Source organism: Belnapia moabensis DSM 16746 (assembly GCF_000745835.1).
Classification (GTDB): domain Bacteria; phylum Pseudomonadota; class Alphaproteobacteria; order Acetobacterales; family Acetobacteraceae; genus Belnapia; species Belnapia moabensis.
This window is the reverse complement of sequence record NZ_JQKB01000023.1, coordinates 52,311-76,643: the sequence shown is the minus strand read 5'-3', so window position 1 is coordinate 76,643 and position 24,333 is coordinate 52,311. Positions and strand designations below refer to the sequence as shown.

Below are 24,333 nucleotides of genomic sequence, written 5' to 3'. Positions count from 1 at the left end.
CCGCGCCCGCGAGGCTCCCGGCGAGGATCAGAGCCGCGGCGGCGGTGGCGGCGCGCCGAGCAGGTCCGGCGGCGGCGGCGCCGGCGCCAGGTCGGGCACCATGGGCGGCGCCGCCGGCTCCTCCGGCACCACAGGCGCGGCCTGGCCGGGCCGCCGCGGCGCCCCCTCGCTCCAGGGCACGGAGGGCGCCCCCGCCAGCGAGGCCCGCGGCGGCGGCGCGACCGGGATCGTCGGATCGCCCGGCGAGGCCGCCCCGAACCGCGCCGGCTCGTTGCGCGGCGCCAGCGCATCGCGTGACCGCTCCCGGTCGGCGGCCAGCGCGGCGGAGACGGCATCCCGCACCTCCGGCGGCGGCCGCTCAGGCCGCGGCGGCACGCTGGCGAGGTTGGGCCGCGGTCGGTCCATCCCCGGCGGCGGCGGCCGGTCCGCATCCGCCTCGCCCGAGATCCTGCAATAGATCCCGACCGGGTTGACATCCTTCGGCACGGAGCAGCCGCCGAGCATCAGGACCAGCACCACCCCCGCCCGCACGCTCCGCATCATCCGGCCTCCATCCGGCTGAAGAACTAGCCTGGAACCGGTTGACAGGGAAGCAACCCCGCGCCAGCAGCGGGGTTGGATGGTGTGGCCCCAAGGGCTAGGATGCGCCATGGCCGACGAAAAGATCACCGAAAGCAATCAGTTCCGGCTGCCCGACCCGGCGCTGGTCACCCGCACCATGTCCGAGGTCGCCGAGCGCGGCCAGCGGATCGTCGCCGACTTCCTCAAGCGCCAGCAGGATGGCGGCGCCGTGCCGGACCCGCTGAACATCGGCGGCGCCTTCCTCGAAATGACGACGCGGCTGATGGCTAATCCGGCCAGCCTCGTCCAGGCCCAGCTCGGCTTCTGGCAGGACTACCTGACCCTCTGGCAGAACACCGCCCGCCGCATGCTGGGCGAGGCCGCCGCCCCCGTCATCGCCGAGGACCCGAAGGACCGCCGCTTCAAGGACGAGGCCTGGCGCGAGAACGAGGTCTTCGACTTCATCAAGCAGTCCTACCTGCTCTCCGCCCGCTACTTCCAGACGGTCGTCGGCAGCGTCGAGGGGCTCGACCAGAAGGCCGCGCAGAAGGTCGACTTCTACACGCGGCAATTCGTCGATGCGATGAGTCCCTCCAACTTCCTCCTCACCAACCCGGAGGTGCTGCGCAAGACGGCCGAGACCGGCGGCGAGAACCTGCTGAAGGGCCTTTCCCACCTCCTCGCCGATCTTGAGCGCGGCAAGGGCAAGCTCCGCATCCGCATGACGGATGACAGCAAGTTCCGCGTCGGCGAGAACATTGCCGTCACGCCTGGCAAGGTCGTCTACCAGAACGACCTGATGCAGCTCATCCAGTACGCGCCGACGACCGAGACGGTGCTGCGGCGCCCGCTCGTCATCTTCCCGCCCTGGATCAACAAATTCTACATCCTCGACCTCCGCCCGAAGAACTCCTTCGTCAAATGGGCGACGGACCAGGGCCACACCGTCTTCGTCGTCTCCTGGGTGAACCCGGACGAGCACCTCGCCGAGAAGGGCTTTGACGACTACATGCGCGAGGGCGTCTACGCCGCGCTCGACGCCATCGAGCAGGCGACCGGCGAGCGCCAGGTCAACGCCATCGGCTACTGCCTCGGCGGCACGCTGCTGGCGACGACGCTCGCCCATATGGCGGCCAAGCGCGACACCCGCATCAAGACCGCCACCTACTTCGTCACCATGACCGACTTCGAGGAAGCGGGCGAACTCTCCGTCTTCATCGACGAGGAGCAGCTCCGCGGCCTCGAGGAAAAGATGCAGCAGCGCGGCTATCTCGAAGGCCGCGAGATGGCGACGACCTTTAACATGCTTCGCGCCAACGACCTGATCTGGTCCTTCGTCGTCAACAACTACCTGCTCGGCCAGGAGCCCTTTCCCTTCGACCTGCTCTACTGGAACGACGATTCCACGCGGATGCCGGCGAGGATGCACAGCTTCTATCTCCGCCGCATGTACCAGGCGAACGACCTGGCGAAGCCCGGCGGCATCGAGCTGCTCGGCGTCAAGATCGACCTCCGCAAGATCAAGACGCCGAGCTACATGATCTCGACGCGCGAGGACCACATCGCGCCGTGGAAGAGCACCTATCGCGCGACCCAGCTCTACACCGGCCCGATCCGCTTCGTCCTCGCCGCCTCGGGCCATATCGCCGGCATCGTCAACCCGCCCGGCAGCGGCAAGTACAGCCACTGGGTGAACGACAGCCTGCCGCCCGATCCCGAGCAATGGTTCGAGACCGCGACCGAGCTCGCCGGCTCCTGGTGGCCCGACTGGCATCGCTGGATCACCGCCCAGGACAAGGGAGCGAAGGAGCAGGTCCCCGCCCGCATCCCCGGCTCCGGCGCCTTGCCGGCGCTCGAGGACGCGCCCGGCAGCTACGTCAAGGTGCTCGGCGCCGACTGACCGAACAGGGCGAGGCGCCGCGCCGCAACCGGCGACAGCCCGCCCTCCGCCACCCTCTCCACCACCGGCAACTCGGCCGCGAAGTGGCAGGCGCTCCGATGCCCCGGCGCCACCTCCAGCGCCGGCGGCTCCACCTCCCGGCAGACCGCCTGCGCCAGCGGGCAACGCGTATGGAAGCGGCAGCCCGGCGGCGGATTGAGCGGGCTCGGCACATCCCCCCCAAGCGGCGTCACCATCCCCCTTCGGCGCGGATCGGGCCGCGGAATCGCCGCCAGCAACGCCCGCGTATAGGGATGCCGCGGGTCGGCGAACAACCGCCGCGTCTCCGCCACCTCCACGATGCGCCCGAGATACATGACGGCCACCCGGTCCGCCATGTGCTTCACCACCGCCAGGTCATGCGCGATGAAGAGATAGGCGAGGCCGAACCGCTCCTGCAGATCCTTCAGCAGGTTGACCACCTGGGCCTGGATCGAGACATCGAGTGCCGAGACCGGCTCGTCGCAGATGATCAGCTCCGGCTGCACCGCCAGCGCCCGCGCGATGCCGATGCGCTGCCTCTGCCCGCCGCTGAACTCGTGCGGAAACCGCCCCGCCTGCCACTCGGCAAGCCCGACCAGCCCCAGCAGCTCCCTCACCCGCGCCGCCCGGCTGGCCTTGTCGCCGATGCCATGGACGATGAGCGGCTCCTCGATCGCCTCCCCCACCGAGAGCCGCGGATTGAGGCTGGCGAAGGGATCCTGGAAGATGATCTGCGCCCGCCGCCGCATCCGCCTGAGTGCCCCGCCGGAAAGCCCGGTGATATCCGCCCCATCGATCCTGACGCGCCCAGCACTCGGCTCGATCAGCTTGAGCGCCAGCCGCGCGGTGGTGGACTTCCCGCACCCGCTCTCGCCGACCAGCGCCAGCGTCTCGCCCCGAGCGAGCGTGAAGGACACCCCATCCACCGCCCTGACGACACCGCCCTTCACCGGCCAATGCCGCGCGACGCCTTCCAGCTCCAGCAAGGGCGCCATCACGCCGCCAACTCCACCGGCGCCCGGATGCAGGCGACGCGATGCGCCACCCCGATGTCCCGCAAGGCCGGCATTCCTTCCCGGCACGCCGCAACAGCGAACGGACAGCGTGGCGCGAACCGGCACCCCGGCGGCAGGGCGAAAGGCGGCGGCACGCTCCCCTCGATGGCCAGCAGCCGCTCCCGATCCTCATCGAGCCTTGGCACCGAGCCCAACAGCCCGATCGTATAGGGATGCTGCGGATCGTCGAACACCGCCGCCACCGGCGCCCGCTCCACCACGCGCCCCGCATACATCACCGCCACCTCATCCGCCATCTCGGCCACCACGCCGAGGTCGTGCGTGATGAGGATGATCGCCATCCCCGTCTCCGCCTGCAGCTCCCGCAACAGGTCGAGGATCTGCGCCTGCACGGTGACATCGAGCGCCGTCGTCGGCTCGTCGGCGATCAGCACCCGCGGATTGCAGGCCAGCGCCATGGCGATCATCACCCGCTGCCGCATCCCGCCCGAGAGCTGGTGCGGATATTCCTCGAAGCGCCGTTCCGGCGACGGAATCCGCACCCGCCGCAACGCCTCGATCGCCCTCCCGCGCAGATCCCTCGCCCCCGGCTCATGCGCCCGCATCGCCTCGACGATCTGCGCGCCGATGCTGTGCACCGGATTGAGCGAGGTCATCGGCTCCTGGAAGATCATCGCCACCTGCCCGCCCCGCACCCGCCGCATCTCGGCGGCCGGAAGCGTCAGCAAATCCCTCCCTTCCAGCACCACTTTGCCCTCGGCGACACGCCCCGGCCTCGGCACCAGCCCCATCACCGAGAGCGACAGCACCGACTTGCCGCAGCCGCTCTCGCCGACGATGCCGAGCGTCCTACCCCGCTCCAGCTCCAGATCGACGCCATCGACCGCTGCGGCCGCCCCGAAGCGCGTCCGCAGCCCCTCGATGCGAAGGATTGCCTCCCCGCTCACGTCCAGAGGAAGCTCGGCGGCGCGATCTTCTCCGCCGGCCGATGCGCCCAGTCGCGCTCCGGCACCTCCGCCTCGCAGCGCTTCTGCGCCTCGTGCAGCTCGGCGGCGGCGGCCGGGTAGTCCATCGTCAGCACCTCGCCATCCTTCACCACCTGCCGCCCATCGACATAGACCGCGCGCAGCGCCCGGTCGCCCGCCGCATAGATCAGGCTCCGCACCGGGTCCCGCGCCGGCCGCATCTGCGGATGCGTCACATCCACCAGCACGAAGTCGGCCCGGCACCCCGCCGCCAGCCGCCCGATATCCTCGCGCCCCAGCGCCTTCGCGCCCCCGATGGTCGCCGCCTCGAACAACTCGGTGGTCGAGATGCTCCGTGGGTCCGTCGCCTGCGTCCGCGCCAGATAGGCCGCGAGCCGCATCTCATCGAGCATGTTGTGCGGATAGGTATCCGTCCCGAGCCCCATGTTCACGCCCGAGCGCTTGTACCGCCCGAGATGCTTCAGCGTGATACCCCGCCGCGCGAAGACGGTCGGGCAATGCGCGACGGTCGTCCCCGTCTCGGCAAGGATCTCGAGATCCCGTCGCGTATGCCAGGGCGTGCTCGGATGATCGTCGAGGAAGATGCCATGCCCGATGATCGCCCGCTCATCCAGCAGCCCCTGCTCATGCAGCCAGCCGATCGGCGTGAAGCCATGCCGCCGCGTGATCTCATGGAATTCGGAGACCGACTGCGCCGCATGGATCTGCCAGGAGATGCCGCGCCGCCGCGCCTCGTCATGGCTATCCTTCAGCAGCTCCGGCGTGCAGGTATCGATCTGCGCCGGCACCGCCATGCCGAAGAGCCGTCCGCTTTCATGCTGCTCCGCCCGCTCGACCAGGGTGAAGGCCTCCGCCATGGCCTTCTCGCCCGCCGCCGCGTCCCACTCATACTCCACGACGTGCCCGTTCTTCGTGAACCACCGAGCCGAGCGGAACATCGGCGCGATGCAGACCCGCATCCCGCTCTCCGCCAGCAGATCGAGCCAGCCCGGATGCGCCATCGACAGATCGGCGACGGTGGTGACACCCGAGAGCAGCAGCTCCGACAGCGCCACCTTCACGCAGCTATGCACCGCCCCGGGATCGGGACGGAAGATCGGCAGGTACTCGTAGAGCGAGGAATTGTAGAGGCCCGGCGTCCCCACCTCGTCGGTGAAGCCCTTGTTCATCGGCTCGGAAGACGGGTGCGAGTGGATGTTCACCAGCCCCGGCATCACCATCATGCCGGAGCCGCTGATCGTCTCATGCACCGGCCCCGCATAGTCGCGGCCGACGAAGAGCACCCTGCCATCCTCATAGGCGAGGTCGGCATTCGGCATGTAGACATGCTGCTTGCGGGCCTCGTCCCAGGCCAGGACGATATCCGCATTGCGGATGAGCGTGACGGACATTCTTCCCTCCCTTACCTGGTCAGCCGGATATCGAGGCCCTTGTAGAGCGCGACGCCATAGATGCCGTGCGCCCGGATGCCCTCGGCCCGCATCGAGGATGCGACCCAGAGCTGCTCCCGCGCCACCGGAAACCACACATTCGCCTCCGCGACGAGCCGCTGCGCCTCGGCGATCGCCGCCATGCGCGCCGCCGGGTCGAGCGCCACCTTGGCCTGCTCCAGCGCCCGGTCGGTCGCCGGGTCGGACCAGTTCATCCGGTTCGGCGTCGGCCGGTTGCGGCTGTCGAAATAGAGCGAGAAGCCGTCCGTTGCCGTCACATAGGGGTAGGACATCATGAAGGCATCGAATTCCTGCGTCGCCAGCCGCCCCCAGCCGACCGTCGCATCCCACATCTGGATCTTCATCTCGATGCCGACGCGCCGCAGGTCGGCCTGCATCGCCTCCAGCACCTGCCGGCTCTGCTGCGTATTGATGACATAGGTGAGGAAGCTGGCGCGCTGCCCGTCCTTCACCCGCACATTGTCCGGCCCCATCCGCCAGCCGGCCTCGTCGAGCGTCCGCTTCGCCGCCTCCGGGTCGTAGCGCGGCACCAGCGTCGCGGCTTGGGCGTCATACCCCGCCGTATTCGGATTGAGATAGGAATCGGCCGGCACCGCCGAGCCGAACCACACCGCCTGCACGATCGCCGCGCGGTTGACCGCCTGGTTGATCGCCCGCCGCACCGCCGGATCGTTCATCACCGGCTTGTCCACCTTGAAGCCGACGAAGTAGTCCCAGAAGTAGTTCTCCTGCGTCGACATCCTGACCATGTTGGTCATCTGCCGAAGCTGGCTGATGGCGATTGGCGGGATGTACTGCGTCGCATCCGCCTGCCCGGTCTGCAGGGCGGCGAGCCGCGTCTGGCTCTCCGGCACCACGCGCCAGATCACCCGCTCCACCTGCGGCGAAGGGTTGCGGTAGATCGGCGGCCCCCAGCGATAGTTGGGGTGGCGCGTCAGCACCAGCTCCTGCCGCGGCGTCCAGCTCGTCCAGCAATAGGGGCCCGTCCCGTTGAAGCCCTGCACGCCGAAATTCGCGCCGAGCCTCTCCACCGTTGCCTGATCGACGATGGAAGCGAAGAACAGGCTGAGCTGATACAGCAGCTCGCCATAAGGCTCCCGCAGCTCGTACTCGACGGTGTGGTCATCGACCGCCCGCACCTCCTTCACCGGCCCCGCGCGCCAGCGCACCGGGCTCCGCGTCGCCGGGTCGAGCCAGCGGTTGATGGTGTAGACCACGTCCCGCGCGGTGAAGGGCTTGCCGTCGCAGAAGGTGACGTCCCGCCGCAGGTGGAAGGTATAGGTCTTCCCGTCCGGCGAGACCTCCCAGCGCTCCGCGAGGCCGGGCTTCACCGTCTTCATGTCCCAGTCGAGCGAGACTAGCGTGTCGCTCATCATGTAGAGGCTCTCGCCCGCCGCGCGGGCCGTCGAGCGCGGCGGATCGTAGTTGTCCGCGTCGATCTCCCGCAGCACGACCAGCGTATTGCGCGGCGCCGGCTGGGCGAGCGCGGTGCCGGCCGAGACGGCCAGCAGCGCGGCAGCAAGGACCTGTTTCATCCTGGTCTCCTCAGAAGCGAAGCCGCGGGTCGAGCGCGTCGCGCAGCGCATCCCCGAGCAGGTTGAAGGCGAGCACGATGGCGAAGATGCCGATGCAGGGAATCACCGCGATATGCGGCGCGAAGAACAGGAAGTTCCGCCCCTCGCTCGCCATCGCCCCGAGCTCCGCCATCGGCGGCTGCGCCCCCAGCCCAAGGAACGACAAGGCCGAGCCGAGCAGGATCACCTGCCCGAAGCGCAGCGTGGTGAAGACGAAGATCGCCGAGAGGCAGTTCGGCGCCAGATGCCGCCAGATCAGCCGCGCATCCGTCATGCCGATGGCCCGCGCCGCCTCGATATAGTCGAGCCGCATGGTGACGAGCGCGCTGCCCCGCGCGATCCGCGCCATCAGCGGCACGGTGGCAATCGCCAGCGCCAGGATCACGCTCGACAACCCCGGCCCGAAGATAGCGGCGATAGCGAGCCCGACGAGAATGGCCGGGAAGGACAGCATCATGTCCATCAGCCGCATGATCGGCCCATCCAACCAGCGCTGGTAGAAGGCCGCCAGGAACCCCAGCAGCACCCCCACCACGCCCCCCGCCGCCGTCGCCACGAAGCCCATCATCAGCGAGGCCCTGAGCCCGAACAGCATCCGCGTGATGAGGTCCCGCCCCTGCGCGTCCGCGCCGAGCAACAGCCCCGGCGTCCCCGGCGGCTTCATCGACAGCGCGAGGTTGTTGTCGAAGGGATCGGTCGGCGCGATCCAGGGCGCCAGCACCGCCGCCAGCACCATCGCCACAACGAAGCCGAGCGCTATGGCCGCCGCCGGGTCGCGCAGCAGCCGCTTGAGCACCCCCGCCCGCTTCGGCGGCGCGATCGCATTCATGCCGCCCTCATGCGCGGATCGAGCGCCGCATAGAGCAGGTCGACGAAGAGATTGATGAGGATGAACCCCGCCGAGAGCACGATGATCGTCCCCTGCGCCATCGGCAGATCGGAGGAGAGGATCGCCCCCACCGCCAGCCTCCCGACGCCCGGCCAGGAGAACACCGTCTCCGTCACCACCGCGCCGCCGAGCAGGAAGCCGATCTGCAACCCGATCAGCGTGACGACCGGGATCAGCGCATTCCGCAACGCATGCGCGGTGACAACCCGCCGCTCCGTCAGCCCCTTCGCCCTCGCCGTCCTGACATGATCGGCGGAGAGCACGTCGAGCACCGCCGTCCGCGTCATCCGCGAAACCGGCCCGATGAACACGCCCCCCAAGGTCAGCGCCGGCAAGGCAATCGCCTTCAGCCCCTCAAGCGTCCAGAGCGGTCCACCCCGCCCGGTAAACGGCAGCAACTGCCACTGGAAGCCCACGAACCAGATCAGCAGCAGCCCGAGGAAGAAGACCGGCACCGACCCGCCCGCCACGCTGAAGGCCAGCACCGCCCGATCCACCACCTTCCCCCGCCAATACGCCGCGACGGTCCCCATCAAGATGCCAATCGGAATCGCCCAAATGAGGCTCGCCACCATCAGCTCCAGCGTCGGCCCGATGGTCGCCCCCAGCTCCTGCGTCACGGGGACGTTGTTGATGATGGAGACGCCAAGGTCGCCCTGCGCCAGTCGCCACAGATACAGCCCGAACTGCACATAGAGCGGCTTGTCGAGCCCGAGGTCGCGCCGGATCGCCTCCACGACGTCGGGGCTCGCCGTCGGCCCCGCCCGCACCGTCGCCGCATCCGTCGGCACCACTTGCATCAGCAGGAAGCCGATCAGCAGCACCCCGAGCAGCACCGGCACCACCAACGCCACCCGCTGCATCGCATGGCGCAGCATCAGCCCAGCTCGCCATGCCGGTCGAAGATCGCCTTACCCTCGCGCAGCGTCAGGTCCGCCTGCACATCGAGCACCGCCTCCGCCTCCATGGCGAAGACATCGCCCGACAGTATGGCGATATCCGCCTGCATCCCCGGCTCCAGCGTGCCACGCCGCTCTTCGGCGAATTGCGTATAGGCCCCGCACCAGGTCTGGCAATGCACCGCCTGCTCCGCCGTCAGCGCCTCCTCTGCACCCAGCACCGTCCCCTTATTCGTCCTCCGCGTCAGCATGGTGAAGAGGTTGATGAAGGGGTCGACCGTCGAGACCGGGCAATCCGACGACGCCGCCGGATGGTGCCCCTCCTCCAGCCAGGTCTTCATCGGATAGGCGTATTCGCTCCGCTCCCGCCCGAGATTGGCGATGTAGGTATCGCCGAACTCATAGATGAAGACCGGCTGCGGCACCGGCAGGATGCCCCGCGCCAGCATCCGCCGCCGCTGGTCGCGCGTGACGAAGCCGCAATGCTCGATCCGGTGCCTTCGCCCACCAAAGGAATGCTGCGGCGTATCCGCCGCCTCCATCCCCAGCAGCACCTGCTCGATCGCCGCATCGCCGATCGCATGGATGTCGAGCTGCCATCCCTGCTCATGGTAGCGCCGCAGCAGCGCATGGATGGTCTCGTCCGGGAAGGTGAAGACCCCCCGCGTATCTGCCGGAAGGTACCGGTCGAAGAAGGCCGCCGTCAGCCCGCCCGCGCTCCCATCGGCGAAGACCTTTACCGCCCCCCACCGCAGTGAATCATCCCCCGCCATTGGCCTGAGCCCCGCCTCCCAGGCCGCCTCGGCAATCCCCTCCGGATTCCCCGCCAGCACCTGCCACATGCGCAGCGGCAGCCTCCCGTCGCGCTTCGCCGCCTCATACGCGCCGATCTCGGCCATCCCCGCCGTCATGCCGACATTCATATCCGTCGCCGAGGCGAAGCCCATCGAAGCGAGGTTGCGACAGGCTGCCTCGATGGCCTCCACCATCCGCGCCTCATCCGGTTTCGGGATCGAGGCGGAGACGAGCCGCATCGCCCGCTCCTGCACCAGGCCGGTCAACACCCCGCCGCGCCGCTCGATGACGCCGCCCTCTGGATCAGGCGTATTGTGCCCCACCCCCGCGACCCGCAGCGCCGCGCCATTGGCGACCGCCATATGCCCACAGGTCCTGACGATCCACACCGGATTGTCCGGCGCCGCCGCATCCAGCTCCGCCGCCGTCGGATGCCGCCCCACATCGAGCGCGCTGTGGTCATAGCCCCGCCCCAGCACCCAGGCCCCCTTCGGCGCCGTCTGCGCTGCCGCCCGGATTCGCCCCAGCACCTCGTCGAGGCTGCGCACTTCCTCCGCCCGCAAGTTCACCTGTGCCAGGCCGAGCCCATAGGGCAGCAGATGCATATGCGCCTCGTTGAAAGCTGGGATGGCGACGCGCCCGCCGAGCGCGATCCGCCGCGTCCCCGCCCCCACCGCCGCATCCACCTCATCGCGCGTGCCGACCGCGACGACGCGCCCATCCTTCACCGCCACCGCCTCGGCGAAGCCCCCCGCAAGACCGCGAAAGACGCGCCCCTCCAGCAGCAGATCGGCCGTCATCCAAACCCCTCCATCCGTCGCGACGATGCTCCGCCAGCCCCCCCCACCGCGTCAACCGCCCTTGCCGCCCCCTCATTCCACCGCGAGACTGCACCTGCCCATCACCGCAGCAGGACGACCCGATGCCCGCCCCCTCCCGCATCACCCGGCTTCTCGCCGGCGCCGCCCTCGCCGCGCTCTGCGCCCTCCCCGCCGCCGCCCAGACCCTCCGCGTCGTGCTGGTGAACGACCTCGCCAGCCTCGACCCGGTGCAGTCGACCGCCGCCTTCGTCCGCAATCACGGCTTCATGGTTTACGACCAGCTCTTCGCCCTCGACAGCAAGGGCGAGCCGCAGCCACAGATGGTCGACAGCTTCGACCGCTCGCCCGACGGCATGCGCTGGCGCTTCAGCCTGCGCGAGGGCCTCGCCTTCCATGACGGCAGCCCGGTCCGCGCCGCCGACGCCGTCGCCTCCATCAAGCGCTGGGCCCAGCGCGACGTCGTCGGCCGCGCCCTCGCCGCCGCCACCGCCTCCCTCGAAGCCGTGGACGACCGCAGCTTCACCCTCACCCTCGCCCGCCCCTTCGCGCTCGTCACCGAAGCCCTGGCCCGCCCCACCGCCAGCGCCCTCTTCGTCATGCCCGAGCGCTTGGCGCAAACCCCCGCCACTACCGCCATCACCGACGCCACCGGCTCCGGCCCCTTCGTCTTCGAGCCGCGCGAGTGGCAGTCCGGCAACCGCGCCGTCTACCGCCGCAATCCTGGCTATCGCCCCCGTCCCGAACCGGCGGATGGCCTCGCCGGCGGCAAGCGGGTGTTGGTCGAGCGCCTCGAATGGCTCTCCATGCCCGATGCCGCCACCGCCGCGGCCGCGCTGCAATCCGGCGAGATCGACTTCCTCGAAGTCCCCTCTCCCGACATCATCCCGACGCTCGAGCGCAACCGCGCCATCCGCCTCTTCCCGCTGAACCCCATCGGCTCCGTCGTCTGGCTGCGCCTCAACCACACCCAGCCACCGTTCAACGACCCCCGCGCCCGCCGCGCCTTGCTCCACCTCGTGAACCAGCAGGAGAACCAGCAGGCGATCGGCGTCCGCCCCAGCGAGCAGATCCCCTACTGCCCCGCCTATTTCCTCTGCGGCACGCCGTTGGAGAGCGCCGCCGGCGCCGAAGGCCTGCGCGAAGCCGAGCCCGACCGCGCCCGCGCCCTGCTGCGCGAAGCCGGCTATGACGGCCGCAAGGTCGTCTTCCTCAACGCCACCGACAGCCCCGCCAACAACGCGGTGACGCTGACCATGGCCGAGGCCTTCCGACGCGGCGGCCTCAACATGGACGTGCCTTCGATGGACTGGGCCACCCTCACCCAGCGCCGCAACCGGCGCGAGCCGCAGGACCAGGGCGGCTGGAACCTCTTCGTCACCATCGCCAACGTCCTCGACGCCCAGAACCCGCTGACCAACCTTTACCTCGCCAGCCCCTGCGAGGGCGGCCTCGCCGGCTGGCCCTGCGACGAGGAGCTGGAACGCCTCCGCCGCGCTTGGTGGGAAGAGCCGGACGCAACCAGGCGCCGCGCCATGCTCGAGCAGGTCCATGCCCGCGCCTACCAGGTCCTTCCCTACATCAATGCCGGCCAGTACCGCACGCTGAGCGCCCGCCGCGCCAATATCGAGGGCATCCGCCCCACCACCATCCCCGTCTTCTGGGGCGTCGAGAAGAAGTAGGCCCGCGCCAGGGCACCGATGCCCCCCTCGCGCGTTCCAGCCCGGAACGAGAGAGGAGAGCACCGACCATGAGCGAGAACCGGATGGAAGGCAGCGGCGCCGCCGCCGTGGGCGCCCACAGCAAGGACGCCATGCAGTCCGGCGCCATGCCAGGCGGCCGCCCCCAGGGCGTCGATCCCTCGGCAGTCGGCACCAAGCCGGGCGGCTCGGACGACACCATGGAGAAGGCCCGCGAGATGGCCGGCGAGGCCAAGGGCTTCGCCGACGATGCCGCCGGCCGCGCCCGCGGCCTGGCCGATGAGGCGCGCGAGCGCGTCGGCGAATACGGCGCCCAGGCGAGCCAGATGGCCCGCCAGGCCGGCGACAGCCTCACCGAGGCTGGCAGCCAGGCCTATCGCCAGAGCCAGCAGGCGGCCGACTACCTCAACGACCGCGTGCGCGAGGAGCCGCTGCTTGCCCTGCTCGGCGCCGGCGCCGTCGGCTTCGCCCTCGGCCTGCTGATCGCCCGCCGCTAGAACGGACGCGCCGGCAGGCCAGCCCTGCCGGCGCACCACCCCTGGCGCCCGCCTCCCAGGCACTCAGTCCTTGTAGTCGGGCTGCTCCCGGTCGAGCTTCCGCTTCAGCGCCTGCCAGGGCAGCCACCCCTTGGTCGGCCCCATGCTGAACTGCGCCCGCGTCCGCGCCACCGTCTCCGCCGAAGGCAGCGCCAGCGGCACGCCGGACGCCTGCGCCGCGAGCTGGATGCGGCAGCTCTGCTCCAGGTACCACATCCAGTAGAAGGCCTCGCGCACCGTCCGCCCGACCGTCATCAGCCCATGATGCCTGAGGATCATGCAGGGCTTGTCGCCCAGATCCTTCACCAGCCTCTCCCGCTCCGAGAGGTTGTCGTTCGCCGCCACGCCCTCGTAGTCGTGGTAGGCAACGCGCCCGTCGAACTCCATGCTGATCTGGTTGAGCGGCAGCAGCGCCCCCAGCTGCGCCGCGACGGCCATGCCCGCCAGCGTATGCGTATGCATCACGCATTGCGCATTCTCCCGCCCGAGATGCACGGCCGAATGGATGACGAACCCCGCCGGGTTGACCGGCCAGTCCGTCTTCTGCGCCGGCTCCCCCTCCGCATCGACGACGACGAGCGAGGAGGCGGTGATCTCCTCGAAGAGCAGCCCATAGGGATTGACGAGGAACCGGTGCCCCGGCCCCGGGATGCGCGCCGAGAGATGGGTGAAGACCAGGTCCGTCATCCCATGCAGGGCGATCAGCCGATAAGCGGCGGCCAGGTCCTCCCGCAGCTCCCGCTCGTCGGGGATGTGGTCGGGGTCCGGGCGAACCGGCGGCGGCGGCAGGGCCATGCTCAGTATCCTCTCTCATGGTCGAACAGGTTCGGCAGCCCCTCGCCCCGCTCGAACCCGGCGATGGCCGCGGCGACGGCCGCCGCCCGTTCCGCCCGGCTCGGCAGGCTGGCGACATGCGCCGTCACGATCGTCCGCGGATGCCCCCAGAGCGGGTGCCCGGGCGGCAGCGGCTCCGGCTCGAACACGTCGAGCACCGCACCGGAGAGCTGCCCATCCTCCAGCGCCGCGAGGATGTCGTCCAGCCGCTGCTGCATCCCCCGCCCGACGCCGATATACCCGGCCCCGCGCCGCAGCCCGCCCAGCGTCGCGCTGTTGATGATCCCCCTGGTCTCCGCCGTCGCCGGCAGCAGGCAGACGAGGATATCCGTCCGCGCCAGGAACGCCGCCATCTCCCCAGGGCCCGCATAGCTCCCGACGCCGGGAACGTCCTTCCGCCCGCGCGACCAGCCGATCACCGGGAAGCCGATGCCCCGCAGCATCCGGGTCGCCGCGCTGCCCATATTGCCGAGCCCCATGATGCCGACCGTCCGCTGGCTCGCCCGGTAGGGCGGCTCGACCTCGTCCCAGCGCCGCTCCGCCTGGGCGATCGCCATCCGCCGCGCATCCTTCAGCAGCGACAGCGCCGCCCAGCAGACGAACTCCCCCATCCGCTCCGTCGCCGCGGGGATGCTCATCCGCACCAGCGGCACATGCCGCGGATAGAGAGGATCGGCGACGATGCCATCCACCCCCGCCCCGGAGCCGAAGACCGCGCGGAGATTGGTCATGGCGGCGAGCCGCCCCGGCTCCGGGTCCCAGACCAGGGCGTAATCGACATCCTCCGCCCGCAGCCCCGCCTCGCCCCACCATCGGACCTCGAGCCCCGGCGCACAGGCGGCGAAGCCTTCCCGCCAGTCCGCCATGGCCGCCTCACCGCCCGACTTCACCACCAGCACCGCCATCCGCCCCTCGCCCCCGATCCGTGCGCGGCCAAGCATAATCCAGGCCGCCCCCTTGCACCCGCGCCCCGGAGTCCGGACCTTCCGCCCGGCACCACCGAGCCGGAAGCCCCACCATGCCCGACGCAATGCCCGCCCATGACCACCTGCTCCGTGCCAACCTGGAGCGCGTCTTCAACGAGCGCGATGCCGACCGCCGCGCCGCCGCCATGGCCGAGCTCTATGTCGCCGAGCCGGTGATGTACGAGCCCGACAAGGTGGTCGAGGGCCGCGAGGCCATCGCCGCCGTCGCCGGCGCCCTGCTCGAGGGCTTCGGCCCCGGCTTCCGCTTCACCCCGGAGAAGGGCCCCGCGCTCGGCCATCACGGCATGGCCGTCCTCCGCTGGCATGCCGGCCCCGAGGGAAGCCCGGCCGCGATCAGCGGCACCGACCTCGCCGAGATCGCCGATGGCCGCATCGCCCGGCTCTGGGTGCTGCTCGATCCGCAATGGGGCTGAGGCTTGCCATCCGGCCCGTGTCGCGCTATAGGATTATCCGCCCAAGGTTGATCCGCGGCCCGCGTCCGGACCCTGCCTCAACCCCTAAAGCCTTAAATTTCTGGCGGAAGATCGAGGCTTATCAAGGGCCTGGGTTTCCGCTCGCCTCAATTGTTGAGGCGCCGCCCCGGAACAGCCTGCCGTGTCCTACACCGTCCACGAGATCTTCCTGACCGCCCAGGGCGAGGGCGCCAATCTCGGCCGCACCGCCGTCTTCATCCGCTTCGCCGGCTGCAACCTCTGGTCCGGCCGCGAGGAGGATCGCGCCGACGCCGTCTGCCGCTTCTGCGACACCGAATTCCGCGGCGGCGAGAAATATGGCCTCGATGCCCTGGTCGATGCCGCCGCCGCCCTCTGGCCCGAAGGCGCCCCTGGCCGCTTCTGCGTCCTCACCGGCGGCGAGCCGCTGCTACAGGTCGATGCCCCCCTGCTCGACGCCCTGCACGCCGCCGGCTTCACCATCGCCGTCGAGACCAACGGCACCCAGTCCGTCCCCGGCGCCATCGACTGGGTCTGCGTCAGCCCGAAAGCCAACGCTCCCCTCGCCCTGACCCGGGCCGACGAGCTGAAACTCGTCTACCCGCAAACCGGCCTCGACCCGGCCGCGTTCGACGGCTTCCCGGCGCAGCACCGCTGGCTCTCGCCCATGGATGGCCCGATGCTCGCCGACAGCACCGCCGCCGCGGCCGCCTACTGCCTCCGCCACCCGGAATGGCGCCTGAACATCCAGGCCCACAAGGCCTGGGGCATCCGCTAACCCCAGTCGTAGCGCGCCATGACCGCCAGCGCCTCCTCGCGCAGCAGGTCGCCCCGGATCTCCGGCATCCGCCAGCCCGGGCGCCCTGCCGCCCATTCCGCGGCCCCGGTGAGGTCCGCATTGAACAGCCGCCGCGCCCCCGGCACTTCCGTCCCGCGCGCCGCATAGACCACCCGCCGCAGTCCGAGCTGCACGATGGCGGCACTGCACATCAGGCAAGGCTCGCAACTCGTGTAGAGCGTGCAGCTACCGAGGCGCCCCCGCTCGCCGAGCCGGCGCCAAGCATCGCGCAGCGCCACCACCTCGCCATGCGCCGAGGCGTCGCAATCGGCGGCGACGGTATTGTGCCCCTCGCCCACCACCGCGCCATCGACATCCACCACGACGGCGCCGAAGGGCGCCTGCCCGGCGGCCAGCCCCGCCTCCGCCAGCGCCAGCGCCCGGCGCATGAAATCCTCGTCCCCCATCGCCCTGCCTCCGTCACCGCCGCCGAAACGCGCCGCCCCCGCTGGCGTCCCGGCGCCCGAAGAAGGATGCTCGCGCCAGGAGGAAACCGCCATGCCACGCCGCCGCGCGCTGCTGCTCGCCAGCCTCGCCCTGCCCGCCCCGGCCCTCGCCCAGCCGCGGCCCCTCAGGATCATCGTCCCCTTCGCCCCCGGCGGCTCCGGCGACATCACCGCCCGCCTCGTCGGCCGCCATATCGAGGCGACGACCGGCCAGCCCGTCGTGGTGGACAACCGCCCCGGCGCCAATGGCGTCATCGGCACCATGGCGGTGAAGGCCGCCGCCCCCGACGGCCTCACCCTGCTGCTCGCCACCAGCAGCACCCATTCCGCCAATCCGAGCCTAGTGCGCGACCTGCCCTACGACCCCGAGCGGGACTTCACCGGCATCGGCTTCTTCGCCTCCAACGGCGCCTACCTGATGGTCCGCCCCGAGGCGCCCTGGCGCGACGTCCCCACCCTCGTCGCCGCCGCCAAGGCACGGCCCGGGCAGATGTTCTTCGGCCATTTCAACGCCTCCTCCCGCCTGCCGGGGGAGATGCTGAACCTCATGGCCGGTACCCAGATCCAGGGCGTGCCCTACCGCACCATCGGGGCGGCCTTCGGCGACCTCATCGCCGGCCGCCTCGACCTCATCTTCGTCGACACCACCGCGGGCGATGCCTATCTCGCCCAGGGCCAGACCCGGGCGCTGGCGCTGACCGCCCCGCGCCGCTGGTCCCGCTGGCCCGACCTGCCGGTGATGGCCGAGACCTGGCCCGACTACCACCTCACCGGCTTCCTCGGCCTCGCCGTCCCGGCCGGCACCCCGCGCCCGGTGGCGGAGCGGCTGAACGCCCTCGCCAACGAGGCCGGGCAGACGGAGCCCGCCCGCAGCCGCATGCGCGAATTCGGCCTCGACCCGCAGGTGCTCGACCTCGAGCAGATCGCCGCCCTGCTCCATACCGAGCGGGCGAAATGGGCCCGCTTCGTGAAACTGGCCGGGATCGAGCCCGAATAGGGCGGGCTACTCGAACCGGTTCGACTTCGGGAAGCCATTCGGCGGCAGCTTGCCCGCCCCCGCCCGGTTGCCGCGCCAGGGTGTTACATCCTGCTCCACCCGCACCCGGTCGCCGAGCCGCCAGCTCAGCCCCTCCTTGCGGGTGAAGACCTTGGCGTCCGACAGCCCGCCATCCTTGTAGGACTGCAGCTGCACGCCACGCCCGCGCGCCATCTCCGGCACCTGATCGATCGAGAAGAGCAGCAGCTTCCGGTTCTCGCCGATGACGGCGACCATGTCGCCCTCGGCGGGGACGCAGACCGCGGCCTCGCGGCCCGCCTCCAGCACCAGCACCTGCTTGCCCGTGCGCTTCTCCGCCAGCAGCTCCGCCCCCGGCACGACGAAGCCCCGCCCATCCTGGCTCGCCACCAGGTAGCGCACCCCCTCGACGGGCACGAAGACCTCCAGCACCGCATCCTCGTTGGTCAGCTCGACCATGAGGCGCACCGGCTGCCCGTCACCCCGCCCGCGCGGGATGGCATCCGCCTTCAGCGTATAGGCCCGGCCATTGGTGGCGAAGAGGATGATCCGGTCCGTGCTCTGCGCATGCACCATGCGGAAGAGCTCGTCGCCCTCCTTGAAGCGCAGCTCCGTCTCCGGCGGCAGATGCCCCTTCTGCGCCCGGATCCAACCCTTCTCCGAGAGGATGACGGTGATCGGCTCCCGCTCGACGAAGGCATTCTCGTCGACGGCGATGGCCGGCAGCGCCCCGCCCGAGACCGTCCGCCGCGCCCCGAGCGCGCCCTCGCCGAAGGTCTTCCGCACCGCCTCGATCTCGGCCGCGATGGCATTCCACCGCTTCGCCTCGGAGCCCATCAGCCCTTGCAGGGCCTTCTGCTCCTTGCTGAGCTTCGTGTGCTCCCGCCGGATCTCCATCTCCTCGAGCTTGCGCAGCGCCCGCAGCCGCATGTCGAGGATGGCATTGGCCTGCATCTCGGTCAGCGAGAAGGCCGCCATCAGCGCCTCCTTCGGCTTGTCCTCCTCGCGGACGATGCGGATGACCTCGTCGAGGTTGAGATAGACGATGAGGTAGCCGTCGAGGATCTCGAGCCTGCGCGCGATCGCCGCCAGCCGGTGCTCCGTCCGCCGCACCAGCACCACATGCCGGTGGTCGAGCCAGGCCCGCAGCACCTCCTTGAGGCTCATCACCCGCGGCGTGCGGTCGGCATCCAGCACGTTGAGGTTGAGCGGAATGCGGTTCTCAAGCTGGGTCGCGCGGAACAGCGTCTCCATCAGCATCGCCGCATCGACATTGCGCGTCTTCGGCTCGATGACGATGCGGACCTTGTCCGTGCTCTCGTCGCGGATGTCGCCGAGCAGCGGCAGCTTCTTCTCCTCGAGCAGCTGCGCGATCTGCTCGATCAGCTTCGCCTTGGCGACCTGGTAGGGAATCTCCTCGATGATGATCTGGTAGGCGCCGAGCTTCCCTTCTTCCTTCCGCCAGCGCGCACGCACGCGGAAGCCGCCCCGCCCGGTCTCATAGGCCTCGCGCAGCGCCTCAGCGCTCTCGACCAGCGTGCCCCCGGTCGGAAAATCCGGCCCCTGCACATGCCGCAGCAGGTCATCCGTCCCGGCCTGGGGGTTGCGGATCAGCTCCAGCGCCGCCCCGCACAGCTCGCCCGCATTGTGCGGCGGGATGCTCGTCGCCATGCCGACCGCGATACCCGTCGCGCCATTGGCCAGCAGGTTGGGGAAGGCCGCCGGCAGCACCACCGGCTCCTGCTCCTCGCCGTCATAGGTCTGGCGGAAGTCGACGGCATTCTCGTCGATGCCTTGCAGCAAGGCCTCAGCGACGGTGGTCAGCCGCGCCTCGGTGTAGCGCATGGCCGCCGCGTTATCGCCGTCAATATTGCCGAAATTCCCCTGCCCATCGACCAGCGGGTAGCGCGCCGCGAAGTCCTGCGCCTGCCGCACCAGCGCCTCGTAGATCGAGGCGTCGCCGTGCGGGTGATACTTGCCCATCACGTCGCCGACGATGCGGGCGCATTTCTTGAACCCCGCCTCCGGGTCGAGCTTGAGCTGATGCATTGCCCAGAGCAGCCGCCTGTGGACCGGCTTCAGCCCGTCCCGCACATCCGGCAGGGAGCGGGACATGATGGTCGAGAGCGCATAGGCCAGGTAGCGTTCCGACAACGCATCGGCGAGGCCGGTATCGCGCGTGCCACCGCCATCCGGGGCGCCGGGAAGGGTCTTGATGTCGTCGGGCATCGTCCGCCGTTTTCGTGCTTTGTTCTCTCTGGCAGTCTAGCCGAGCCGGCCGGGGATTGCCACCCTCGGCCTCACCCCCGCCCGGTCGCGCAGGCGAGCGCCGTGCCGCAGGCCTCGGCGGCGCGGCGGACGGCCTCCAGCACGTTCGGCCCGTCGCTATGGATGCAGACGCTCTCCACCGCCATCGGCAGCACCACGCCGCCGCGCGCCGTCAGCGTGCCGCGCGTCAGGATTCCGGTGATGCGCGCCTCGACCAGCGCCGGCGCCACCGGCCGCTTCCGCCGCTCGACCAGCAGCATGCCGTCCTCGGCATAGTCGAGGTCCGGATAGGCCTCGGTGACGACGCGGAAGCCCCGCGCCCTTGCCCGCTCGGCGAAGACCTCGCCCGCCAGCCAATAGACCGCCGCCCCCGGCGCCGCGCCGGCGATGGCATCGAGCGCCGCCTCCGCCATCGCCGGGTCGCGCAGCACATGGAACATGGCGCCATGCGGCTTTACATGGTTCAGCGGCATGTCATGGATGCGAAGGAAGGCCTGAAGGGCGCCGATCTGGTAGGCGAAGCAGGCATGCAGCTCGGCGGCGCTCAGCGCCATGACGCGGCGGCCGAAGCCCGCGAGGTCCGGCAGCCCGGGATGCGCCCCGACCGCGACGCCCGCCGCCCGCGCCGTCGCCACCGTCTCCATCATGATGAGCGGGTCGCCGGCATGGAAGCCGCAGGCCAGATTGGCGGTGGTGACGAGCGGCAGCAGCGCCGCGTCATCGGCCATCCGCCAATTGCCGAAGCCTTCGCCCATGTCGCAATTGACGTCGAGACGCGTCGCGGCCACGCGGACCTCCTCGGCCGATGCGCCCCAACTTCACCACTCGCCGCCGCCTCAGGCAATGGCGGCCGCCACCCGGTCCTGCAGCATGCCCCGCGTCGACGGCATCCCGCCCGGCCGATGGCCGAAGGCATCGCGCGCCAGGAAATGCCCGGTCAGCCGCAGCCCCGCCAGGCACTCGGGAAGGCTCACCGGGCCCGACTGGCCAAGCAGGAAGCGCGGCAGCGGCAACAGCCGCCCGGCCCAGGGCTCGGACGCGCCCGCGCTGACCGCCCGCCCTGTGCGGGGCGAGACGAAGGCGAGATCCTCTATGCTCCCGGTCAGTGCGCAGCGCGCGAGGTCGAGCCCATAGCCCAGTTCGGTCAGCAGCTCCGCCTCCCAGCGCACGTAATCGGGCAGCGCCGCCACCGCCCCCTCGCCCAGCCGCGCGACCAGCGCCACAAGCCCATGGAAGCAGCGCGGATGCGGCTCCCGCTCCGGCAGCGCCCCCTCGGCCACCGCACAGGCGGCCGAGAGCAGGGCGAGGCCGAGCGGGTCCTCCAAGGCAAGCGCCGCCGCCGGATGCACCAGCTCCCCCGACAGCGCCCCGAGCTGGTCCGCCAGCCGCGCCACCCAGCGCGCCTCGACCAGATTGCCCGCCATCCAGAGCGAGGATTGCGCCCGCGAGGTGCCGCCCTTGGCGAGGCCTGCATGGCGGCCCAACGCCTCCGTCAGAAGGGTCACCACGGCACCCGATTCGCCATGCGGCCGGGCGCCGAGGACGATGGCCGGGCCTTGCCACTCGGTGCTCATGGGCAGAGAGATGGTGCCGCTCCGTTGCAGTTTCGAGGGAGACCGCGCCTGCTCACCCCCCATCCAGCCCGCGACGCCGTCTGGCTCGACCTCCTCGACGGCACGACGGAGGAAAAGGCGCGCGTCGCCGAGGCCACCGGCTTCCGCGTCCCGACCCTCGACTTGCTCCAGGAGATCGAAAGCTCCAGCCGCATGGCGGCCGAGGGCGACACCCTCTACCTCAGCCTGCCCGCCATCGCCCGCACCGGCGACGACCGGCCGGTGCTGACGCCGCTCGGCATCGTCCTCTCGCCGCGCCACCTGCTGACCGTGCGCTTCGCCGCGGTCGGCGCCGTGGAGGCGATGGCGGCGCGGCCGGGGCCGCCGACCGGCAGCTTCGGCACCTTCGTCACCCTGCTCGAGGTGCTGGTCGACCGCATCGCCGATGCGCTGGAGCGGCTGCGGGCCGAGCTCGACACCCTCTCCCGCGCCGCCTTCGAGGCGGAGATGCCGGTGCACAATCGCCCGGCGGCGATGGACAGGCGCCTCCGCCTTGCGCTGCGGGCCATCGGCCGCACCGGCGACCATGTCTCGGTGCTGCGGGACACGCTGCTCGGCGTCGAGCGCATCCTGCCCTTCGCCGCCGATCAGGCGAAGCACTGGATGCCCCCCGAGTTCGACGACCGGGTGCGGACGCTCCGCCAGGACATCGCCTCGCTGAACGATTACGACGCGCGGCTCTCGGACAAGGTGCAGTTCCTGCTCGACGCCACGCTCGGCTTCATCAGCATCGAGCAGAACAACACCATCAAGATCCTGACCGTGGTCTCGGTGGTCGGCATCCCGCCGACGCTGGTCGCCAGCATCTACGGGATGAATTTCAAGTACATGCCGGAGCTGGACTGGCTCTGGGGCTACCCCTGGGGGCTGGCGCTGATCGCCCTCAGCGCAATCGCCCCGCTCGTCCTGTTCCGGGTCAAAGGCTGGTTGTGAGCAGCGCCGCCACCTGACGGGCGAAACCGGCCGGGTCGCGCGGCACGTCGCCATCCTGCAGCCGGGCGAGGTCGAGCAGCGTGCCGGCCTCGGATTTGAGGTCGCCCTCCATCCCGGCGAGCTTGCGGATGAGCCCGTGGCGCGGATTGACCTCCAGCACCGGCAGCCCGGTGCCGAAGCTGCGCCCGGCGCGGCGCAGCAGCCGCTGCATCTGCAGGTCCGGCCCACCCTCGGGCGCGGCCAGCACCACGGCGCTGTCCACCAGCCGGTCGGTAGCCCGCACCTCGGAGACCTCGCCCTCCAGCGCCGCCTTCAGCAGCGGCAGCAGCTTCGAGACATCGGCCGCCTCGCCCGCTGCCTCGGCGCCGGCGATCTTCGAAAGGTCGACGCTACCCTGGGTGATGCTGCGGATCGGCTTCTCCTCGAAGCGGTCGAGCCGCTCCGGCCAGAAGGCATCCACCTGGTCGGAGAGCAGCAGCACCTCGACGCCGCGGGCGCGGAAGCCCTCAAGCTGGCTCGACTTGGCCAGCGCCTCCGGGTCGTCGCCGACCAGGATGTAGATGGCCTCCTGCCCCTCCTTCATTCGCGAGACGTAGTCGGGCAGCGAGGTCCAGCCCTCGACGGCGGAGGAGCGGAAGCGCAGCAGGGGGGCGAGGTCCTTGCGGTACTCGTTGTCCTCCCAGACGCCCTCCTTCAGCACCGGGCCGAAATTCGCCCAGAAGCCGGCATAGGACTCGGCATCCTTGGCCTTCGCCTTCAGCTCCGACAGTACGCGGCCGGTCACCGCCTTGCGGATGCGGGCCAGCGCCGGCGTCGATTGCAGCATCTCGCGCGAGACATTGAGCGGCAGGTCCTCGGTATCGACGACACCCTGCACGAAGCGCAGCCAGGGCGGCAGCAGCGCCGCCTCCTCGGTGATGAACATCCGCCGGACATGGAGGCGCACGCGGCTGTCGCGGTCACCTTCGACCGGCATGAAGGGCTTCATGCCCGGAATGAAGAGCAGCGCCGCGAACTCGGTCGTGCCCTCGGCCCGCCAGTGCAGCGTCGCCCAGGGCTTGTCGAAGGCATGGGCGACGTGCCGGTAGAACTCGGCGTACTGCTCCTCTGTCACCTCGGACTTCGGCTTCCGCCAGAGCGCAGTGCCCTCGTTGGCCGCCTCGTCCTTGCCGTCACGGGAGATGGTGATCGGGACGGTGATGTGGTCCGCCCACTTCCGGATGATGGTCTGCAGCCGGATCGGCTCCAGGAACTCCTCCGCATCCGCCTTGATGTGGAGCGTGATGGTAGTGCCCGGCTCCTCGCGTGTGGCAGGGGCGAGGGTGAAGTCGCCCTGCCCGGCCGAGGCCCAGGTCCAGCCCTCCTCGGCGCCGGCGCGGCGCGAGACCACCTCCACCCGCTCGGCGACCATGAAGGCCGAGTAGAAGCCGACGCCGAATTGCCCAATCAGGCTCGGCCGCTCGCCCGGCTTGGCATCCGCCAGCGATTGGGTGAAGGCGCGCGTCCCGGAGCGGGCGATGGTGCCGAGATTCTTCGCCAGCTCCTCCTTGGTCATGCCGATGCCCTGGTCGGCGATGACCAGCGTCCGCGCCGCCTTGTCTGGGGTGATGCGGATCGCGGCGCCCTCGGGCAGGGCGGGCACCGCCTGGGTCAGCGCCTCGAAGCGGCGCCGGTCCATGGCATCGGCGGCATTGGCCACCAGCTCGCGCAGGAAGATCTCGCGGTCCGAGTAGAGCGCATGGACCACCAGATCCAGCAGGCGCCCCACCTCAGCGCCGAATTCATGCCGCTCGACCGTTTCGCTCACGCCCTATCCTCCAAGA

Annotated in this window: 22 protein-coding genes; 7 read left to right on the top strand and 15 right to left on the bottom strand. The window is 70.3% G+C overall.

Going from position 1 to position 24,333, the window contains the following annotated elements:
- Window positions 1–27: 27 nt before the first annotated feature.
- On the bottom strand, window positions 28–543 hold the full coding sequence (locus EP26_RS16000) for a hypothetical protein (RefSeq protein WP_043339871.1): 516 nt from the start codon (window positions 541–543) through the stop codon (window positions 28–30).
- Between the two features lie 106 nt (window positions 544–649).
- On the opposite strand from EP26_RS16000, the gene EP26_RS15995 reads away from it, so the two are divergent.
- Window positions 650–2,461, top strand: a complete 1,812-nt coding sequence (locus tag EP26_RS15995; protein ID WP_043339870.1) for a PHA/PHB synthase family protein — start codon at window positions 650–652, stop codon at window positions 2,459–2,461.
- Here the strand turns inward: EP26_RS15995 and EP26_RS15990 are convergent.
- From EP26_RS15990 to EP26_RS15960, 7 genes are read right to left on the bottom strand one after another with little or no spacing between them, the layout of a single operon-like run.
- Window positions 2,434–3,477: an ABC transporter ATP-binding protein gene (locus tag EP26_RS15990; RefSeq protein ID WP_043339869.1), complete on the bottom strand. Its 1,044-nt coding sequence runs from the start codon at window positions 3,475–3,477 to the stop codon at window positions 2,434–2,436. The genes EP26_RS15995 and EP26_RS15990 overlap by 28 nt on opposite strands.
- Window positions 3,477–4,445 carry an ABC transporter ATP-binding protein gene (locus tag EP26_RS15985; protein ID WP_043339868.1) on the bottom strand — a complete coding sequence of 323 codons (969 nt, stop codon included), beginning with the start codon at window positions 4,443–4,445 and terminating at the stop codon, window positions 3,477–3,479. The genes EP26_RS15990 and EP26_RS15985 overlap by 1 nt, the downstream gene beginning before the upstream one ends.
- A complete protein-coding gene (locus EP26_RS15980; RefSeq protein ID WP_043339867.1) occupies window positions 4,442–5,875 on the bottom strand; it encodes an amidohydrolase family protein in 1,434 nt (477 codons plus the stop codon). The genes EP26_RS15985 and EP26_RS15980 overlap by 4 nt, the downstream gene beginning before the upstream one ends.
- 11 nt (window positions 5,876–5,886) lie before the next feature.
- Window positions 5,887–7,470, bottom strand: coding sequence for an ABC transporter substrate-binding protein (locus tag EP26_RS15975; protein ID WP_043339866.1), 1,584 nt, complete (start codon window positions 7,468–7,470; stop codon window positions 5,887–5,889).
- A gap of 10 nt (window positions 7,471–7,480) precedes the next feature.
- On the bottom strand, window positions 7,481–8,338 hold the full coding sequence (locus tag EP26_RS15970) for an ABC transporter permease (RefSeq protein ID WP_043339865.1): 858 nt from the start codon (window positions 8,336–8,338) through the stop codon (window positions 7,481–7,483).
- Window positions 8,335–9,276 carry an ABC transporter permease gene (locus EP26_RS15965; RefSeq protein WP_043339864.1) on the bottom strand — a complete coding sequence of 314 codons (942 nt, stop codon included), beginning with the start codon at window positions 9,274–9,276 and terminating at the stop codon, window positions 8,335–8,337. Before EP26_RS15965 ends, EP26_RS15970 begins: the two co-directional genes overlap by 4 nt.
- On the bottom strand, window positions 9,276–10,892 hold the full coding sequence (locus tag EP26_RS15960; RefSeq protein WP_043339863.1) for an amidohydrolase: 1,617 nt from the start codon (window positions 10,890–10,892) through the stop codon (window positions 9,276–9,278). The genes EP26_RS15965 and EP26_RS15960 overlap by 1 nt, the downstream gene beginning before the upstream one ends.
- Window positions 10,893–11,014: 122 nt before the next feature.
- Here EP26_RS15960 and EP26_RS15955 point away from each other — a divergent pair, with 122 nt between their 5' ends.
- Together EP26_RS15955 and EP26_RS32045 are read left to right on the top strand one after the other, a co-directional pair.
- Window positions 11,015–12,592 (top strand): ABC transporter substrate-binding protein, encoded by a 1,578-nt coding sequence (locus EP26_RS15955; protein ID WP_043339862.1) that lies wholly within the window; start codon window positions 11,015–11,017, stop codon window positions 12,590–12,592.
- A 68-nt stretch (window positions 12,593–12,660) separates the two neighbouring features.
- A complete protein-coding gene (locus tag EP26_RS32045; protein ID WP_052389255.1) occupies window positions 12,661–13,107 on the top strand; it encodes a DUF883 family protein in 447 nt (148 codons plus the stop codon).
- Window positions 13,108–13,170: 63 nt separating this feature from the next.
- On the opposite strand, the gene EP26_RS15945 is transcribed toward EP26_RS32045, so the two are convergent.
- Both EP26_RS15945 and EP26_RS15940 read right to left on the bottom strand, forming a co-directional pair.
- Window positions 13,171–13,941: a class II aldolase/adducin family protein gene (locus EP26_RS15945; RefSeq protein WP_052389254.1), complete on the bottom strand. Its 771-nt coding sequence runs from the start codon at window positions 13,939–13,941 to the stop codon at window positions 13,171–13,173.
- Window positions 13,942–13,943: 2 nt separating this feature from the next.
- Entirely contained in the window at window positions 13,944–14,921 is a 978-nt protein-coding gene (locus EP26_RS15940; protein WP_245624421.1) for a 2-hydroxyacid dehydrogenase, read from the bottom strand.
- Window positions 14,922–14,998: 77 nt separating this feature from the next.
- On the opposite strand from EP26_RS15940, the gene EP26_RS15935 reads away from it, so the two are divergent.
- Together EP26_RS15935 and queE are read left to right on the top strand one after the other, a co-directional pair.
- Entirely contained in the window at window positions 14,999–15,379 is a 381-nt protein-coding gene (locus tag EP26_RS15935) for a nuclear transport factor 2 family protein (protein ID WP_043339860.1), read from the top strand.
- Window positions 15,380–15,560: 181 nt separating this feature from the next.
- Complete coding sequence (gene queE / locus EP26_RS15930) at window positions 15,561–16,175, top strand: 7-carboxy-7-deazaguanine synthase (protein WP_043339858.1); 615 nt, start codon at window positions 15,561–15,563, stop codon at window positions 16,173–16,175.
- On the opposite strand, the gene EP26_RS33235 is transcribed toward queE, so the two are convergent.
- Complete coding sequence (locus EP26_RS33235; protein WP_052389253.1) at window positions 16,172–16,642, bottom strand: nucleoside deaminase; 471 nt, start codon at window positions 16,640–16,642, stop codon at window positions 16,172–16,174. The two genes, queE and EP26_RS33235, sit on opposite strands and share 4 nt — an antisense overlap.
- Window positions 16,643–16,733: 91 nt before the next feature.
- Between EP26_RS33235 and EP26_RS15920 the strand changes: the two genes are divergently transcribed.
- Window positions 16,734–17,678: a Bug family tripartite tricarboxylate transporter substrate binding protein gene (locus EP26_RS15920; protein WP_043339857.1), complete on the top strand. Its 945-nt coding sequence runs from the start codon at window positions 16,734–16,736 to the stop codon at window positions 17,676–17,678.
- A 6-nt stretch (window positions 17,679–17,684) separates the two neighbouring features.
- Here EP26_RS15920 and parC read toward each other — a convergent pair whose 3' ends face one another.
- From parC to recO, 3 genes are all read right to left on the bottom strand, one after another.
- The gene (parC, locus tag EP26_RS15915; protein WP_043339856.1) at window positions 17,685–19,925 is read right to left on the bottom strand and encodes a DNA topoisomerase IV subunit A; all 2,241 of its coding nucleotides are present in this window, start codon (window positions 19,923–19,925) and stop codon (window positions 17,685–17,687) included.
- Window positions 19,926–19,996: 71 nt separating this feature from the next.
- On the bottom strand, window positions 19,997–20,752 hold the full coding sequence (locus EP26_RS15910; RefSeq protein ID WP_052389252.1) for a 5-oxoprolinase subunit PxpA: 756 nt from the start codon (window positions 20,750–20,752) through the stop codon (window positions 19,997–19,999).
- 48 nt (window positions 20,753–20,800) lie between these two features.
- A complete protein-coding gene (gene recO, locus EP26_RS15905) occupies window positions 20,801–21,538 on the bottom strand; it encodes a DNA repair protein RecO (protein WP_043339855.1) in 738 nt (245 codons plus the stop codon).
- Window positions 21,539–21,562: 24 nt separating this feature from the next.
- Between recO and EP26_RS15900 the strand changes: the two genes are divergently transcribed.
- Window positions 21,563–22,510 carry a magnesium transporter CorA family protein gene (locus EP26_RS15900; RefSeq protein WP_043339854.1) on the top strand — a complete coding sequence of 316 codons (948 nt, stop codon included), beginning with the start codon at window positions 21,563–21,565 and terminating at the stop codon, window positions 22,508–22,510.
- Here the strand turns inward: EP26_RS15900 and htpG are convergent.
- Window positions 22,494–24,317 (bottom strand): molecular chaperone HtpG, encoded by a 1,824-nt coding sequence (htpG, locus tag EP26_RS15895; RefSeq protein ID WP_043339852.1) that lies wholly within the window; start codon window positions 24,315–24,317, stop codon window positions 22,494–22,496. The genes EP26_RS15900 and htpG overlap by 17 nt on opposite strands.
- Window positions 24,318–24,333 lie beyond the last annotated feature (16 nt).